Genomic DNA, 15,737 nt, shown 5'->3' with positions numbered 1-15,737 from the left:
AACCAGTGGCCTTTCCCACAAGGCTCAATAATTCTTAGCGCCATCGGCAGGTGTGCTACCACCGTACCGATGACTCGCCCCCGAGATTCGCAAACAATCCCGGCGGTTGGGGTTGATTTTACCTCAGCCACCCCGATTTGCACTACATCAAGCGGGGTGGCTAAGCCTTATTGGGTCTTGGTTTCCTCCCAACGAACACGTTTACATTCGGAGAACCAAGACACCATGTTTGAAGAATTCACCCAGGACTCTAGCGGGTCCACAGTTCCACCTGCAAATCCCAACGTTTTACCCGACTACGAGTACGGGCATGTGCGCCATCTCATCTTTGGTAGCCCCACTGTCATCCGGCTGACTATCCAGCTACTCCATCAGCTCAACTACGCCGAACCCAACGACTGGAGTAAGCCCTTACCTACCGGGCAACCCAACGAAGTGATGGCCGTTTTAATGAAGCGCGTCCGACTAAATTAGTCAGCGGATTGATTGGCTCTTGAGTAGAGTCGCCGTCAGTCAGCAGGGTGGATGTTGCAACCATCCTGCTTGCTGGCTTGTACTGGTGTACTCATAGCTTTTGTGTAACGTCAAACTCTCCCCATACGGGTACTACAGCCTGTATCCAGAAAACGCTACACTAGCCCATAGCCATTTCCCCATGATATTCCATGCGGCTAGATATCAGAGAACTCAACCTCGGCTCAGATTCTGCTGAGCGTGATATTAACCTCGGTCTAGCTGAATACTTTTATCCCAACGTCACCTATCAAAAGTTTCTCAGCGGTCGCAAAACCATTTTGGTGGGCAACCGTGGTGCAGGTAAAAGTGCCATCTTTAAATATATCGCCACGACTGAAGCCCGTAAGGGTAACCTCGTTTTAGAGCTATCGCCGGAGGAATATTCCTACGAGCTGCTGTCAGATCACCTCACCAGTGAAGAAGATGGCTTCTGGCGTAAGCAAAGTGCCTATTCTGTAGCATGGCAATATTTGCTCTACACGCTGATCTTTAAAAATATTGCCCAAACTAAACGCGGGTTGCTGCTAGGGCCAACCAAGAATATCTACGCCTATGTGGCCAAACAAAATCTGTTGCAGCAGACGAGCTCTATTATTACCCTGGTTGATTATCTCAAACGGATTGAGCAGGTAAAGACGAGTGCATTAGCAAACGGTTTGCGTAGCCGAGACCTGCAGGCCCTCTACAGCTTGGATGAGATTAGAACCCTGCTGCCCAGCCTCCAGACGGTACTTAAAAACACCAAAATCAAAATTTTGATCGATGAATTAGATAAGGGCTGGGACAATTCGGAAGATGCTAAGTTCTTTATTGCCGGACTGTTTCAGGCGACGCAAAAATTGAATTTGCTCAGTCCCAATTTGCGGGTGTATATTTCTATCCGCCAAGAGCTGTTTGACAATATTCCTCAAATTTACGAAGACGCCCAGAAGATTCGTGAAGATGTGGAAGTGATTCGCTGGGGGCGCAATGAGCTACTCGAGCTGATTGCGCGTCGCATCGTCCATTCTTTTCCCCAAGCCGCTCGACTCGATGCGCAGAAGCTCTGGCGATCGGTTTTTGTGGCTCGAATGCAGGCCAGCGATATTGAAACTTTGGACTATATTATTGACCGCACCCAGCTGCGTCCACGGGAGCTGCTGCAGTTTTGTAAGCTCTGTGCTGAGCGGATTGATTGTTCTTTAGCCGGACGGCGAATTGATGAGATTGCGATCGCAACCGCCGAAGAAGCCTACTCTGAACAAAAAACCCGTGATCTCGCCTCAGAATATCGGTTCCAATATCCTCACCTATTAGATGTCTTTGAAATCTTTCGAGGCAAGCGCAGCCACTACGAAAAAGAAGCGCTAGATTATCTGCTATTAGCCATTGTCTGCGGTGAGTACGACGTTGAGCAGGCCACCCCCTGGATTCTCGACATGGACTATCTCGAACTCAAGCAAATTCTCTGGAAAATCGGCTTTCTCAAAGCCTGGGTCCCTCGCTATACCAATCGACGCACTAGCCTGGCTGGCGCCTACCTCGGTCACTATGAAGTGCCCACCATTAACCTCGAAAATATCGAACGGTTTCGCATCCATCCAGCCTGTACCAGCTTTCTCCATCTCAAGAACCCAGCCTAGGGCACTGCCAACCGGTAAAATCACCCTATGAAATGGAGAGCAACCCGCCCCGTTCATCCGATTGAACGGTGGATGCAATCAGTGCCCACCTGGATAGTCGCAGCCCTGGCTGTGATTATTCTGCTCGCACTCAAACTATTAGCTACAGTTCCTGAACTGCATGAGCATCTAGCCCCCCAGGTGCAAACTCATCACTGGGAAATGATTAGCACCCTTCTCAGTGATGTTGAATCCATTGCTGCTGTGATCGCCGTTATCCTGTATATCAAAGGGGCTCCCGAGCGCCGAGCACAGCGACACTATGATGCCTGGCGCGTGATTGACATGGCTGCTGCCGCCAACATGGCTGTCAGCTACGCTCGCTACCAAGCTTTAGAAGATCTACACCGGGATGGCTTATCTCTCCATGGCCTAGAAGCCACCAATGCCAACCTGGCTAAGATCGAACTCCCCCAGGCGGACCTGAGCCAGTGCAATCTCAGTATGGCGAATCTGAGCGAAGCCAATCTTCAAGGCGCTAACCTGCAAGGAGCAGACCTGCGGGCAGCTGACTTACAAAATGCTAATCTCCGAGGCGCTAATTTACAGGGCAGTAATCTCCAGGGAGCCAATCTTCGCAATGCCGAACTATGGGAAGTGCAATGGTGGGACGCGGACCTGAGTGAAGCTGAGCTTTGGTGGGCAGACGTTCATATCGAAGACCTAGAAGGAGCTCGTCTCTGTCGCACGATTATGCCCGATGGTCAGCAACTTAATCGAGATTGTGAAGACCGTCAGCACGAATAGCGCACATTTGCCACTCGCACATTTAAAGAGACGGTCCAGAGGCCGCCTCTTAGCTTGGATATGTAAAAAATTTGCATAAAGATAGGGGTATTTATCGTGACATATACCAATAAACTATGGTCAAAATTATTTAGATATCAAACATATCTGCATTTAAAGAAACAAGTGGCCCTGATGGCTACATCTCTCGCGAATCACAGGCAACCATGGCTGATGGATGGGGTGATACCCCAGTCGCAATTCCAACTGAGTTAGTCCTACCTAGACACTACCCCCCAGCTAGCCAATTAAGCCGAGCTGGAGCGATACTTAGGGGTGCCGATTTGAGCGGCAAACATTTGCAGCGCATAGACTTTACCCGGGCGGATTTAAGTGGGACCAATTTAGAGCGAACCCAGTTAATCGATGCTCAATTATCAGATGCCAACCTGAGTGGCGCTAACTTGATGCATGCCAATTTAACCGCTGCCAGTCTCAGACGAGCTAATTTGCTAGGGGCTGTCTTGATGTTTGCCACCCTGAACCAAGCCACCCTGGCCCAGGCTAATCTAGCGGGGGCTAATCTGACGGAAGCTGAATTCTACAATGCCAATCTAACAGACGCTGATTTGAGTCAAACTATGCTAAGGCGGGCAAGTTTGGTGGGAGCCAATCTGAGTCGGGCAGACATGCATCGGGTACAGGCAAACGGCGCTGAACTGTACGGCATTGACGGTAGTTACACTCAGTTAAGCGACGCCCACCTACAAGGCTGCGATCTACGACAGGCCGCACTCTATCGGACGGTTCTCACCCAGGCGAACCTGACCAGGGCTAATCTCAATCAGGCTACCCTGACGGACGTTAAGGGCATGGGCATCAGGCTGCACCATGCTAATTTGGCCGGGGCCACTATTCAGCACGCTGACCTGAACACGGCTGATTTACACCAGGCTGTCATGATCCGAGCTACTCTGATCGATACTGATTTGTCCGGAGCCAATTTACAAAATGCTCGTTTAGACCATGCCACCATTCAGGGTAGTCACCTGCGAGATATTCTCTGGCATCAGGCTTCGGTCAAAGACACTCATTTTTGTCAGGTGGTGGGGTTGTCACCCTCTGAGGAGGCTTGGTTGCGATCGCACGGAGCCATCATCAGTTAGCTCCCGCATCCCCACACCAAATCCGATAGACCGTACCCTGCACCGTTGGCTGATGGGGGCGCTCCAAGCTCATGGGTATAGCTTCAAACTCAAATCCTTGCTCCCCTAATGCCCTCTGAAACTGATGGCTGTGGGGACGGTCAGGATCCGATAGCCAGCATTCCCCCCCTGGTTTTAATACCGTCGCCATCAGTTGAATGAGCGGTTTAATATTGCGGGCTTCATAAATAACATCAGCCGCCAACATCAAAGGCACCACTAGGTCATCAGGCGGACAGCGCCAGTCCAAAGGCAGGGTTTGGAATCGACTAAAGCCATTGACTCTAGCATTTCGAGCCGCAAAGTCCAGCGCCGCAACATCGTAGTCACTAAACACCACCTCCATGCCCAAGGCTAACGCCACTAGTCCAGATAAACCCAGACCACATCCCACCTCCAACGCCTGCATTCCTGCAGGCCAAGACTGTTGGGCAATCAGCCGCCCCAGCATCAGTGCCGATGGCCACAGCTCGGCCCAATAGGGCATATATTCATCTTGAGCAAACGCGGCATGGGTCGCCGGATGATCCAACAAAGCATCAATGCTGGTGGGCAGAACCAATCGGAACCGATGGGCTGCGCCCCCCCGCAGGGGAATCACCACTGTCTGCTCAGCGGTATCAACCAAGGCCTCATCAGGCGTTGTATGCAAAAAAGGCTGAACCGTCATGCCACCGCTTCGCTGGCCACCACATCATCCGGCACGACCTCCAGTCGAATAAAATCCTGACGCGGATTGGCATGGACAACCCGAATATCAAATCGTTCACCCAGCGTTGGCGGCGTTTCAAAACGCATGGGCAACTCCAGGCCCAGATCCTCAATAATGACTAAGCCCAGGTTTTCATGCTCCCGCAGCCACCGCAGCAACATGACGGCCCAGGTATGATTGCCCTCACGACGCAAAAACTCTAAGGCCCAGTAGCGCTTTGTTTGACGCTCTACAGTCACTGCTTCATAGGCAGCTGTGGCCACTCCCTGGGTCAGCTCCGTCATTTCCTCTGGAGAAAAGGGCAAACGCTCTCCCCTCAAATGCGCTTTGAGCTGAAAATGGGCTAGCAGATCGGTATACCGTCGGATCGGCGATGTGACTTGACTATAGTAGTCCAGCCCCAAGGTGGCGTGCCGGGCCGGGTTAATGCCCATTTCGCTACGAGGCATACAGCGACGAATAGCGGAATCTCGCACCCATCCCGAGGGCAGCTGCAGCAGCTCATTGTCCGAGGGCAGCTCAGGTTCAGGCTGACTCCGGAAGGGAATGGCCAGCGCATGGGCTTCGCCATAGCGAGCCGCCACTTCCCCTGTCAAAATCATCATTTCTGCCACGGTTTGGCGTGACTGGGAGTTTTCCAGGACATCGATGGTAATTTCTTCGTCCACCACCTTGATCGAGGACTCCGGCATGTTGATGGAGATTGCCCCCTGGGACTTACGCCACTTTCGACGCTGCTTCGCTAGCTCAGCAATGGCGTTAAGTTCCGGTTCCGCCTTGAGACCCAGCTCTAACATTTCGTCGACATCTTCATAGGTGAGACGATAGGTGGGCTTAATCAGACTCGCTTTAATGTCGTACTCTTCAACGGCTCCCTCGTCACTGAGCACAATACCAAAGCTGAGGGCACAGCACACTGCTCCCTGACGTAGGCTCATCGGCCCCGTAGCCAAAGCCTCGGGAAACATGGGAATCATGCCCGTTGGCAGATAAACCGTGGTACAGCGACGGCGGGCTTCTAAATCAATATCGTCACCTGGCAACAGCCAGCGGGTAGGATCTGCAATGTGAACCCAAATCTGAGTACGGCCGTTGAGGGTTTCTAGACTAAGGCCATCGTCGATCTCACGGGTACTCTCATCATCAATGGTATATACCTTGAGATGGGTTAAGTCCAACCGGTCAGAGTCAGCATCAGGTGGCGGGTTATCGATACGCTGCTGCACCATGATACTAATCTCATCAGGAATTTGGATGGGAATTTGGCTACGCCGCAGCGCTAAGTTTTCGTGGGGGCTCCACAGGGATAAATCTACTAGGAGCTGAAAGGCATCCTCTGTGCCAGCGCTATACCCCAAAGCCGTCAAAATTTCTTGGGCCGCTACCTTTTGAGAACAGTCTTCCCCCAGGGTGGCATAGCGCTCTAACAGCTCCAGACGGGGTCTGTCCGTTTTATCCCACTCTACAGAAGGGAGGGAGGCTTTTGCCTCGGATGTGTCCGCTTTTCTAGCAGCAAGGGCTTGTTGCGATCGCACCAAAAAACCTTCCCACTCAAGCTTTCGAGCTGCCTCGCGAGCCTTCTGATGCCGAACCTCATCCACCTGCTTGACCGAGCGGGGTTCGTAGCGATCGCCCTTGCGTTTGAAAAAAATCTTATCGCTACTCAGCAAACAATAGGCTGCGTAACATAGCGGCGGTGACTGCTCCGAAAACAGCAATAAAGCCAAAGAAGCCGGGTCCGTCACCTCCCCAGCTTCTTGCAAAAACTCCCAAGCAACCTCTAGGGTCTCTGGATCAATGTTGGCCTCGGCCTCAGCCAAGAAACCAGCAATGTCAGACGGTTGATAGCTGTCGCCTGCAACGGTGTAGGTAATCTGACGAGGATGTAAAACATGGGACTGACCGTTACCATCGATCACCACCCAATTTTTCTTACCTTCTGGGCGATCGGCCACCCCCAAACGAGGGTTTCCCTGCACCTTAAACTCGATCAGCGTTCCCTTTTCCACCAACCTCGATCCTTACCCCTATGGTTTTATCGTCGGTTTTACAGCGGTCCTAAAACCTATAGAAAACCCGATCAGGCTATCAACACAAGACCTGCGCTAAACCATTTAGTTTTTTCGCGCCTGCCAGCCCCTTAACCTTCGCGGTTAACGTAGGGGAGCAGTGCCAGTATACGCGCACGCTTGATAGCAACGGTCAAATCCCGCTGCTGCTTTGCAGTCAGACCGGTAATACGTCGCGGCAAAATTTTGCCACGCTCAGTAATAAATTTGCGCAATAGATCAACGTCTTTATAGTCAATCTTCTCTTCAGGCTTAATGGGTGATACCCGACGGCGAAAATAGGCCATGGTGCTTGCTACTTAATTTCTTTATGAACAGTGTGGGTGTTGCAATGGGTACAGAACTTTTTCAGCTCTAATCGACCGGTCGTATTCCGGCGATTTTTTTGAGTGGTATAGCGAGAAACCCCTTTAGAGCGTTTGTTAGGGTTGCTCCGGCACTCCGTACACTCCAACGTAATAATAATGCGAACGCCTTTTGCCATGATCGATGGTACTCGGTAGCAATTATTGACACAGGGGATCTATAATGTCACACCAACATAGACGGATGCAAGTCACACATAAATATAAGTTTTGACTAAAGTTTTGACACCGTAGATTGTCATGGAAGCCAAGACACGCAACACGGCCATCATGCTTAAGCCATGCTGCGTGTTCTGGTGTTCGATTTACCCCAGTGACTCAGCTCGCCAGGTGTAGCGACACCGCGTCAGCTAACGTCTCGGTCCAGTGGTCCACCAGCTCAGCATTTGCCGCTTCCACCATCACCCGGATCACCGGTTCAGTCCCCGATGCCCTCACCAGCACTCGCCCTTGGTCCCCCATGGCCAGCTCAGCTTTCGCAATGGCCTGTTGCACAGGCGCACAGTCAGTCCACTGGCGCCGTTTCTCACGGCTTTCCACGCGCACATTTTTCAATCGTTGGGGATATGGGGCAAAACTCTGATCGAGTAGAGTTGGCAAACAACACTCAGCCCGCTTTAGCCAATCCGCTAAATGTAGCGCGGTCAGAATGCCATCCCCCGTCAGACTATAGTGATGACAAAGAATATGACCTGACTGTTCTCCACCGAGCATGGCCCCTCGGGCCATCATTTCAGCATGAACGTATTGATCGCCAACGTTAGTGCGGACCAAGCGGCCCCCCAAGCGTTCCCAGGCACGCTCAAACCCTAGATTAGCCATGACCGTTGAAATAATCGTATCGGCTGGCAGCTGCCCCTGCTGTTTAAGGGTTTGCCCCCAAAAGTAGAGGATGTAGTCGCCATTGACGATTCGCCCCTGACTATCAACTGCCATCACCCGATCAGCGTCACCATCAAAGGCAAAACCAATATCAGCACTGTGCTCGCTCACAGCCGCCTGGAGAGGGCCTAAATGGGTAGAACCGCAGCTGACATTAATCCGGTTACCATCGGCATGGCCATGGATGACAATCACCTCTGCCCCCGTTGATTCAAAAATGGTTTGAGCTACCCGTGTGGCCGCCCCCCAAGCCAGATCCAAAACAATGCGCATGCCACTCAGATAGCACGGGGACGGAAACGGCTGATGTAAAAAGTCAACATAACGATTGACAAGTTCAGGACGTTGATATGTGGCGCCCCACTGATTGCCAGGATCAACTGCATCTGGACAGGTGCCCTGCCGCAGCGCCTGCTCAATTTTTAACTGAATGCCCTTCTTTAACTTGGTGCCATCAGCTCCAAAAAATTTAATCCCATTATCTGCGGGGGGATTATGACTAGCCGAAATCATAATGCCACCAGCCGTTGCAGCATCAGCCGCCATGTAGGCTACCGCTGCCGTTGGACATAGCCCCATATCCCACACGTCTAAACCTGCGGAGGCAAGACCAGCGGACAAAGCAGCTGCAATCATGGGACTAGAGTTCCGGGAGTCCTGCCCCAGAACGACAGCTCCTGATTGCTGCTGTCGCAGAACCTGCCCAGCCCAAAAGCCAACCTGCAGCGCCAGCGGTGCTGTCAGCAGCTCTCCAGCGCGGCTACGAATACCATCGGTTCCAAATAGGGGGGTAGTGGGTAAATCTAACGGCTGCCAACCGGTTACAAAAGACCTGCGCGGCATCGGGGGAGACATTACCATACTTGACACTCCAAACAACACTCACTCAAAGTGGAGAATACCATCTGTAAGTTTCTGTTTGCTGTAGCCTGCCCATGAGCAATCCCGTTCAGTCTGCGTACAACGGCGATCAGCCTGCCAATTTTTGGGTGGGTATTGAGCAGTTTAATCACGGTGACTATTACGCCTGCCACGATACGCTAGAAGCCATTTGGATGGATGCACACACCCATGACCGGGCCTTTTATCAGGGCATTCTTCAAATTGCGGTAGGGCTGTACCATCTCACCAATCTGAACTGGCAGGGAGCTGCTATTTTGCTTGGGGAAGGTAGTCACCGGCTCGATGCCTACGGTGAAACCTATGGTGGCATCAACGTGACTGATTTAGTCAACCAAGCCGTAGATTGGCTCACTGCTCTACAGGAAACAGGTCCTGAGCAAGTACAGCTGCTAGCCACCGCGTTATTGAGCCAACCACCAGGAGCCAAGCATCATGCGTTGACGGCAGGCAATCAATTAACAACACCCAAAATTCAACTAGCCTGAAAAACTGGTGCGATCGCTCTACATAAACTGAAACTTTGGGCATAAAACCGACTGATCACTGGTTCTATGAAGTACCGTCAAGCCGTTCCCTCCAGACAGAAAATAGTCGTTGACCAAGCCGTGGAATACACTGTTGAAGGAGAAGAAATTCACAAAACAAGCCATAGACAGCCTTAGTAAAGCAAGCCAGTCAAAGAACTGGGCTAAGACTACCTCCTGTTAAGCCATCAGCGGTTAGATTAGGTAATGGGCAATAGTAAAAAGCAAGGCATGGTTGTACGACGAGGACACATTTTTCGGTCCCCTTTTCCCAAATCGTTTCAGCGCCTAAGTTCGGGGCTGCTGGGTTTGCTAGTAGTGGTTGCCGGTAACTGGAGCACACCTTCTCAGGCTCAGTCTGGAGGTTCCATCAAGCTCCGGGCCGATGTGCAAGAAGCCGATTCTAATACAGGAATTATCACGGCACGGGGAAATGTCAGGATTGATTATCCCGAAGAAGCCATGTACGCGACCTCAGCCCAGGCGCAGTATTACAGCCGTGAACGACGGATTATATTGACGGGCAATGTATTTGTACAGCAAGAGGCCAATACTTTAGAGGCCGAGGTTGTGACATATTTGATCGATGAAGGGCGGTTTGTCGCTACCCCCAGTGCAAATAATCAGGTGGAGTCAATATATGTCCTGCCAGAGCCAACGGAAGAACCGGCAGCTGCCCCTCAGCCAGAAGCACCTGTAACACCCCTCCCAGCGCTGCCTGAGGAACTACCTGATTTTGCTGTCCCTACTGACGAATAGATGCTGTCCCCTGCTGTTGATCCCACTTCTGAGAGCTTGACCAGGCCAGGGGCTGTGCTTGCCCTAGAAAATGTGCATAAGACCTACGGCAAACGAACCATTGTCCGTGGTGTGAGTTTATCGGTCGCCCAGGGTGAAATTGTCGGGCTGTTGGGTCCCAACGGCGCAGGCAAAACAACCACATTTTATATGGCGATTGGCTTGGAAAGGCCGGATCAAGGAGCTGTACGCTTAGATCATCAAGATATTACTGGTTTATCCATCCATGAACGGGCGCGTCTGGGGGTGGGGTACTTGGCCCAGGAAGCGAGCATTTTTCGGAATCTGACAGTTCAAGATAATATTCGCCTGGTGATGGAACAAACTCGAGTTCCTCGAGCAGTACAGGCGGACCGTCTAGCTAAGTTAATGCAAGAGTTTCGCTTAGAAAAAGTAGCGAATACTTTAGGAATTCAGGTGTCTGGAGGTGAACGTCGTCGGACTGAGTTAGCTCGGGCACTGGCCACTGGCAAAGAAGGACCGACGTTTCTTTTTCTGGATGAGCCCTTTGCAGGTGTGGATCCAATTGCTGTTTCGGAAATTCAGCAGATTGTCTCTCAACTGCGCGATCGCAACATGGGTATCCTCATCACCGATCACAACGTTCGCGAAACCCTACGCATTATCGACCGCGCCTACATCATGAGCGATGGTCGCATCCTGGCATACGGCACAGCAGACGATCTAGCCACCAATCCCTTAGTCCGCGAACACTATTTAGGCGCAGACTTTAAGCTGTAGTTTTCCGTTTCGCTATCACACTGCTAATAGATAGGTCTCGACTGCCTACTTATTTGTTCGCTGTCCCTCTCACCATCGCTATCCCTCCTACCGTTCATTTATGGCCACCTCCTCCCAGTCCAATGCCTCTAACCCCGGCCTGTCTTGGTGGCCTTCTCTATCGATTATGGATCGATACATTGCCAAGGAGCTATCGCTTCCCTTTCTCTTTGGTGTCGGGGCTTTTTCATCCATCCTGGTCTCTGTCGGTGCCCTGTTTGATCTGATTCGCAAAATTACCGAATCAGGGTTAGCCGTGAGCCTAGCCATGCAGATTTTTGTGCTCAAAATGCCTGAGTTTGTAGTGCTGGCATTTCCCATGTCCGTGCTGCTGGCAACGATGATGACCTACAGCCGGTTTTCCAGCGATAGTGAGCTGACGGCGCTCCGAGGCTGTGGCATTAGCGTCCGCCGCATTATTGCCCCAGCCCTGGTGCTGAGCCTACTGATCACAGGGCTTACCTTTGTCTTTAACGAGGTGATTACGCCTGCTGCCAACTATCGGGCCAAGATCATGCTTGACCAGGCTTTTAACTCCGAAAAACCGCCTTTCCAGGAACGGAACATCATGTATCAGGAGTACCAACAGGCGGCGGACGGTAGCGGAAAAGAACTGGGACGACTGTTTTATGCCCGTCGGTTCAATGGTGAAGAAATGGAAGGCCTGACCATTCTGGACTTTTCCCAAACCGGACTCGAACAAGTCGTCAGTGCTGAAACCGCCACATGGAATTTTCTAGATAATGTCTGGACATTCTTTAATGGGACTATTTACGCCATTTCCCCCGATGGCTCCTTTGGGCACATCGTAAAATTTGATCGTCAGGAACTAGACTTACCCAGAACACCGCTAGATCTAGCATCTCGCCGAAAAAAAGACGATGAGATGAATATTACGGAAACCCGACAGTATCTCAACCAAATTGTCCGTAAATCTGGAGATGAGCGCAGAATTCGCACTTGGGAGCTACGGTTATACCAGCGCTACGCTCTTCCTTTTGTGTGTATTGTATTTGGCATTGTTGGCTCAGCTGTCGGCATTCGGCCACAGCGTACAGGTAAAGCTACTAGCTTTGGCATCAGCGTGGTTATTATTTTTGGCTACTACCTGCTGGGCTTTATTGCCGATGCTTTGGGCAAGGTAGGCACTCTCTCCCCCATTGCGGCGGCTTTCCTAACACCGCTGTTAGGGTTAGCCGTTGGCAGTCTCCTAGTCATCCGAGCTTCAAAGTAGTGTGAAACCAGTGTGGAGCCGCCCATAAACCTCAAAATAGATTAAGGACAATAAGAGCAAATAGAGTCTGTATGGCTCAGTGATGCGATTTTTAGGTCAATTAAAGGTAGAAAAGTGCTATTTGCTACCAGGTTCTTCCCCTGAACCCTGGGTTTTGCATTACTTTTGGGTATTCCTCACAACATTTTGATACGGTCCGGACAACCTTGAAATTCGGTGGCATACCGGTCCCATTGGCAGCTAAATTAAGGTGATCTAACGCTTTTCCATCCATGACATCGCGTTCACCTGAATCGTCTTCTAAAGTAATCGAGGCTAGCTCAGCCGGTCTAGGCACCTTTGGGGGGGTGTTTACACCGTCTATTTTGACTATTTTGGGGGTGATTATGTATCTCCGATTTGGCTGGGTGGTTGGCCAAATGGGATTAGTAAAAACCTTATTAATTGTCACTATTTCAACAGGAATTACATTTATTACCGGGCTATCTATTAGTGCGATCGCAACCGATCAAGTCGTTCGTGCAGGCGGAGCGTACTACATGATCAGCCGCTCCCTGGGCATCGAAACGGGCGGTGCCGTCGGGATTCCCCTATATTTTGCCCAAGCATTTTCAGTAGCCCTTTACACCATTGGCTTTGCCGAAAGTGTGATTCAGGCCTTTCCTAATCTGAACATCACAATCACGGTATTAGCACTGGGCACCACCATTGCCGTCACAGCCCTGGCCCTTAAATCAGCCGACATTGCCATTAAGGCCCAGTTTGTGATTATGGCTGCGATCATCCTGTCACTGCTAAGCCTGGTCTTTGGGGGTTCTGTATCTCCTGCGGATGTAACCGTGTCGTCCACCACCGATGCCAGTGATGCCAGCTTTTGGACCGTGCTGGCTGTTTTCTTCCCAGCCGTCACCGGCATTATGTCTGGGGTGAATATGTCCGGCGATCTTAAGGATCCCAAAAAATCTATCCCCATGGGCACACTGGCAGCGGTGGGGGTGGGCTACGCGATCTACATGTCCATCCCCTTACTCCTCAGCAACCGTGCCGATTCAGCCAGTTTGATAGCCGATCCGCTGATTATGCGCAAAATGGCCTTGTGGGGAGATGCCATTCTGCTGGGTGTGTGGGGCGCAACGCTTTCTAGCGCCCTGGGGAGCATCTTGGGAGCCCCCCGAGTCCTACAGGCCCTAGCTCGAGATAATATTTTGCCAAAGCGATTGCGCTGGCTAGGGCATGGCCATGGCCCCAGCGATGAGCCGCGACTGGGTACCTGGTTTACGTTGGGCGTGGTACTAGCGGTTGTCTGTATTGGTGATTTGGATGCGATCGCACCCATACTCACCATGTTTTTCCTCACCACCTATATGGTGCTTAACGTGGCCGCCGGCATTGAAGGATTTCTACAGAGCCCATCATTTCGTCCCACATTTCGCGTCCCTTGGTACATTTCTCTACTGGGAGCATTAGGCTGTATTGCCATCATGTTTCTCATCAACCCAGCAGCTACAGTCGCCGCCGCAATCATTGTTCTCAGTATTTACCTATGGCTAGAACGACGGGAAATACGAACGACTTGGGGTGACGTCCGGCAAGGCATTTGGCTATCGCTAGTGCGCGCGGGTTTGCTTAATATTGCTGACAACGCCGACCCCAAAAACTGGCGTCCTCACCTACTCGTTTTATCTGGGGCACCGACTAAACGCTGGCATCTGATCGAACTGGCCAGAGATTTTACCCACAACCGTGGTCTAATCACCGTAGCCAGTATCCTACCCACAGGGGCTCGCACCCTTAAACAACAAGAACAAACCCGTAATACCATTCGCGACTATTTAGAAAAACGCGGCATCCAAGCCTTTGTCAAACTGATTGAAGCAACCGACACATCAACCGGAGCCCAACAGCTGATTGACACCTACGGCATTGGTCCCCTAATCCCCAACACCGTTCTACTAGGCGACACAGAGACTATCGATCATGAGGCCCGAGAACGTTACTGCCAAATTATCAGTAAGTGTCACCAGGCAAGACGCAATATCATTATCCTCAGAAATCCGCCTAGCCAAATGCCCCAGTTTCCCAAACGTATCGATGTCTGGTGGGGCGGACTTCAAGCCAATGGCGGTCTAATGCTGATATTAGCCTATCTGTTACGTACGGGTATGCGGTGGCGTTCAACGGATATATATCTAAAGCTAGTTGTCCCTAACGAAACCGCCGCCCAAGCTGCCCAGGCCAACCTCAATCAGCTCCTGGAAACCCTGAGTATCGGCGCTCAGTCCAACATTATTGTTGCCGAAGGGCGTCCCTTCGATACCATTCTCAGGAAGTCATCTGCCACAGCAGACCTCATTTTGATGGGGCTGGCAACTCCCGACAACGCATTTGCCGATTACTATACATCCCTACAACAAAAGACAGCCGATCTGCCACCCACAATTTTTGTACTTGCCGCCGAAGACCTCGCATTTTCTGAACTTTTACAGAAAGAATGATGCGTTAAATCCAAACTCCAATCACAGCAACGACTACTGTTCAACGTTGGTCAAGCGGGTGTTAACAAAACAATCAGCCTCATTCAACCACCCGCAATCGTCCTTGATTGAGGGCATCATAAATTTGATTGATCAGCATCTTGTCATTAGCACTGATGTTATTCCCAGCAAACATTTCCATCAAAACAATCTGATCGACACGCGTAATACGGCGAGTCGCAAAGATTTTGGCAACCATTTCTTCCACTGATTGAATAGCCATAAAGATTCACCCAAAAATCTAGAGAGACAGCATCGCACCCCAGCGATCAAGACAGGTATAAAATAAAACACTCAACCTAGTATGTTTTACATAACCTAATCTATAAGGGTTTGCTACAGACTTGCATCCGTGATACACCCTATTTCAATTATTGGGGCTAAAGGGCCTAGCCGTAGGTAATTATGCTTCCCTTATACAAATTCTTTAAAATAGACATACATACCTGCGAATACCTGTAAATGTACGCAGGCTTAAAAACGAACTCAAAATATAGATTTTTTCTGAAATAGCTGTAGTCGATTCTCAGTAAAGCATACAGCTGTTTTTTAAAAAGTTCCCCGGCAAGACGCTATCGGCAAACTTTTTAAAAACTTTGCTATTGCCCTTAACGATTCTGCGTAATTTCTCTGGGAAACTGCATATCTCTAACTCAGAAAATTTATCAGCTCTTTACGTCGTATGCAGGGTACTTTTCTTTGACCACTACCGTGCCCTATCTGATACAGAGAAAGCCCAGGTTGTTAAAACAATCTGGGCTATTGAACCATTGAGCCATTGAACCTGCCAATGCCAATGAATTGTGTAATTTCTAACTAGGCAAATCG

The 15,737-nt window shown here is 50.7% G+C and carries 15 protein-coding genes; 9 read left to right on the top strand and 6 right to left on the bottom strand.

Translation table 11 applies throughout. From position 1 onward, the window contains the following. From IQ260_RS31055 to IQ260_RS15020, 4 genes are all read left to right on the top strand, one after another. Positions 1-474, top strand: a 474-nt coding sequence (locus IQ260_RS31055) for a hypothetical protein (RefSeq protein WP_228016117.1), incomplete at its 5' end; no start/stop codon positions are given. A gap of 191 nt (positions 475-665) precedes the next feature. Further along, positions 666-2,138, top strand: coding sequence for a P-loop ATPase, Sll1717 family (locus tag IQ260_RS15030; RefSeq protein ID WP_193993919.1), 1,473 nt, complete (start codon positions 666-668; stop codon positions 2,136-2,138). Positions 2,139-2,165: 27 nt separating this feature from the next. After that, entirely contained in the window at positions 2,166-2,924 is a 759-nt protein-coding gene (locus IQ260_RS15025; protein ID WP_193993918.1) for a pentapeptide repeat-containing protein, read from the top strand. Between the two features lie 206 nt (positions 2,925-3,130). After that, entirely contained in the window at positions 3,131-4,069 is a 939-nt protein-coding gene (locus tag IQ260_RS15020; RefSeq protein WP_193993917.1) for a pentapeptide repeat-containing protein, read from the top strand. Here IQ260_RS15020 and IQ260_RS15015 read toward each other — a convergent pair. The 5 genes from IQ260_RS15015 to glmM form a co-directional block, all read right to left on the bottom strand. Then, the gene (locus tag IQ260_RS15015; protein WP_193993916.1) at positions 4,062-4,778 is read right to left on the bottom strand and encodes a class I SAM-dependent methyltransferase; all 717 of its coding nucleotides are present in this window, start codon (positions 4,776-4,778) and stop codon (positions 4,062-4,064) included. The two genes, IQ260_RS15020 and IQ260_RS15015, sit on opposite strands and share 8 nt — an antisense overlap. After that, positions 4,775-6,829, bottom strand: a complete 2,055-nt coding sequence (locus IQ260_RS15010) for a ribonuclease catalytic domain-containing protein (RefSeq protein ID WP_193993915.1) — start codon at positions 6,827-6,829, stop codon at positions 4,775-4,777. Before IQ260_RS15010 ends, IQ260_RS15015 begins: the two co-directional genes overlap by 4 nt. Before the next feature lie 131 nt (positions 6,830-6,960). Then, a complete protein-coding gene (gene rpsR, locus IQ260_RS15005; RefSeq protein ID WP_006516707.1) occupies positions 6,961-7,176 on the bottom strand; it encodes a 30S ribosomal protein S18 in 216 nt (71 codons plus the stop codon). Positions 7,177-7,184: 8 nt separating this feature from the next. Further along, complete coding sequence (gene rpmG / locus IQ260_RS15000; RefSeq protein ID WP_006516708.1) at positions 7,185-7,373, bottom strand: 50S ribosomal protein L33; 189 nt, start codon at positions 7,371-7,373, stop codon at positions 7,185-7,187. Between the two features lie 199 nt (positions 7,374-7,572). Beyond that, positions 7,573-8,997 carry a phosphoglucosamine mutase gene (gene glmM / locus IQ260_RS14995; protein WP_193993914.1) on the bottom strand — a complete coding sequence of 475 codons (1,425 nt, stop codon included), beginning with the start codon at positions 8,995-8,997 and terminating at the stop codon, positions 7,573-7,575. 74 nt (positions 8,998-9,071) lie between these two features. Here glmM and IQ260_RS14990 point away from each other — a divergent pair, with 74 nt between their 5' ends. The 5 genes from IQ260_RS14990 to IQ260_RS14970 all read left to right on the top strand — a co-directional run bounded on the left by IQ260_RS14990 (position 9,072) and on the right by IQ260_RS14970 (position 14,870). After that, the gene (locus IQ260_RS14990; protein ID WP_193993913.1) at positions 9,072-9,524 is read left to right on the top strand and encodes a DUF309 domain-containing protein; all 453 of its coding nucleotides are present in this window, start codon (positions 9,072-9,074) and stop codon (positions 9,522-9,524) included. A 270-nt stretch (positions 9,525-9,794) separates the two neighbouring features. Continuing rightward, positions 9,795-10,322 (top strand): LptA/OstA family protein, encoded by a 528-nt coding sequence (locus IQ260_RS14985; protein WP_193993921.1) that lies wholly within the window; start codon positions 9,795-9,797, stop codon positions 10,320-10,322. Then, positions 10,323-11,102: an LPS export ABC transporter ATP-binding protein gene (gene lptB / locus IQ260_RS14980; RefSeq protein ID WP_193993912.1), complete on the top strand. Its 780-nt coding sequence runs from the start codon at positions 10,323-10,325 to the stop codon at positions 11,100-11,102. It begins immediately after the preceding gene. Between the two features lie 100 nt (positions 11,103-11,202). Further along, positions 11,203-12,375: an LptF/LptG family permease gene (locus IQ260_RS14975; RefSeq protein WP_322744970.1), complete on the top strand. Its 1,173-nt coding sequence runs from the start codon at positions 11,203-11,205 to the stop codon at positions 12,373-12,375. 272 nt (positions 12,376-12,647) lie between these two features. Beyond that, complete coding sequence (locus IQ260_RS14970) at positions 12,648-14,870, top strand: amino acid permease (RefSeq protein ID WP_193993911.1); 2,223 nt, start codon at positions 12,648-12,650, stop codon at positions 14,868-14,870. Positions 14,871-14,949: 79 nt separating this feature from the next. On the opposite strand, the gene IQ260_RS14965 is transcribed toward IQ260_RS14970, so the two are convergent. Beyond that, positions 14,950-15,132, bottom strand: a complete 183-nt coding sequence (locus IQ260_RS14965; RefSeq protein WP_193993910.1) for a hypothetical protein — start codon at positions 15,130-15,132, stop codon at positions 14,950-14,952. Positions 15,133-15,737: the final 605 nt, after the last annotated feature.

Source organism: Leptolyngbya cf. ectocarpi LEGE 11479, from assembly GCF_015207065.1.
In the GTDB taxonomy this organism is placed as follows: Bacteria; Cyanobacteriota; Cyanobacteriia; order Phormidesmidales; family Phormidesmidaceae; genus Leptothoe; species Leptothoe ectocarpi.
The sequence above is the reverse complement of the archived record's forward strand: the minus strand, read 5'-3'. Positions and strand labels throughout refer to the sequence as shown.

What these genes read in the sequence shown, in the direction of transcription:
- lptB (WP_193993912.1), top strand. Translation starts at nt 10,323, where the DNA reads ATGCTGTCCCCTGCTGTTGATCCCACTTCTGAGAGCTTGACCAGGCCA.
- IQ260_RS15020 (WP_193993917.1), top strand. Translation starts at nt 3,131, where the DNA reads ATGGCTGATGGATGGGGTGATACCCCAGTCGCAATTCCAACTGAGTTA.
- rpsR (WP_006516707.1), bottom strand. Translation starts at nt 7,176, where the DNA reads ATGGCCTATTTTCGCCGTCGGGTATCACCCATTAAGCCTGAAGAGAAG.
- IQ260_RS14990 (WP_193993913.1), top strand. Translation starts at nt 9,072, where the DNA reads ATGAGCAATCCCGTTCAGTCTGCGTACAACGGCGATCAGCCTGCCAAT.
- IQ260_RS14965 (WP_193993910.1), bottom strand. Translation starts at nt 15,132, where the DNA reads ATGGCTATTCAATCAGTGGAAGAAATGGTTGCCAAAATCTTTGCGACT.
- glmM (WP_193993914.1), bottom strand. Translation starts at nt 8,997, where the DNA reads ATGGTAATGTCTCCCCCGATGCCGCGCAGGTCTTTTGTAACCGGTTGG.
- IQ260_RS14975 (WP_322744970.1), top strand. Translation starts at nt 11,203, where the DNA reads ATGGCCACCTCCTCCCAGTCCAATGCCTCTAACCCCGGCCTGTCTTGG.
- IQ260_RS14970 (WP_193993911.1), top strand. Translation starts at nt 12,648, where the DNA reads ATGACATCGCGTTCACCTGAATCGTCTTCTAAAGTAATCGAGGCTAGC.
- IQ260_RS15015 (WP_193993916.1), bottom strand. Translation starts at nt 4,778, where the DNA reads ATGACGGTTCAGCCTTTTTTGCATACAACGCCTGATGAGGCCTTGGTT.
- IQ260_RS15025 (WP_193993918.1), top strand. Translation starts at nt 2,166, where the DNA reads ATGAAATGGAGAGCAACCCGCCCCGTTCATCCGATTGAACGGTGGATG.
- IQ260_RS15030 (WP_193993919.1), top strand. Translation starts at nt 666, where the DNA reads ATGCGGCTAGATATCAGAGAACTCAACCTCGGCTCAGATTCTGCTGAG.
- rpmG (WP_006516708.1), bottom strand. Translation starts at nt 7,373, where the DNA reads ATGGCAAAAGGCGTTCGCATTATTATTACGTTGGAGTGTACGGAGTGC.
- IQ260_RS14985 (WP_193993921.1), top strand. Translation starts at nt 9,795, where the DNA reads ATGGTTGTACGACGAGGACACATTTTTCGGTCCCCTTTTCCCAAATCG.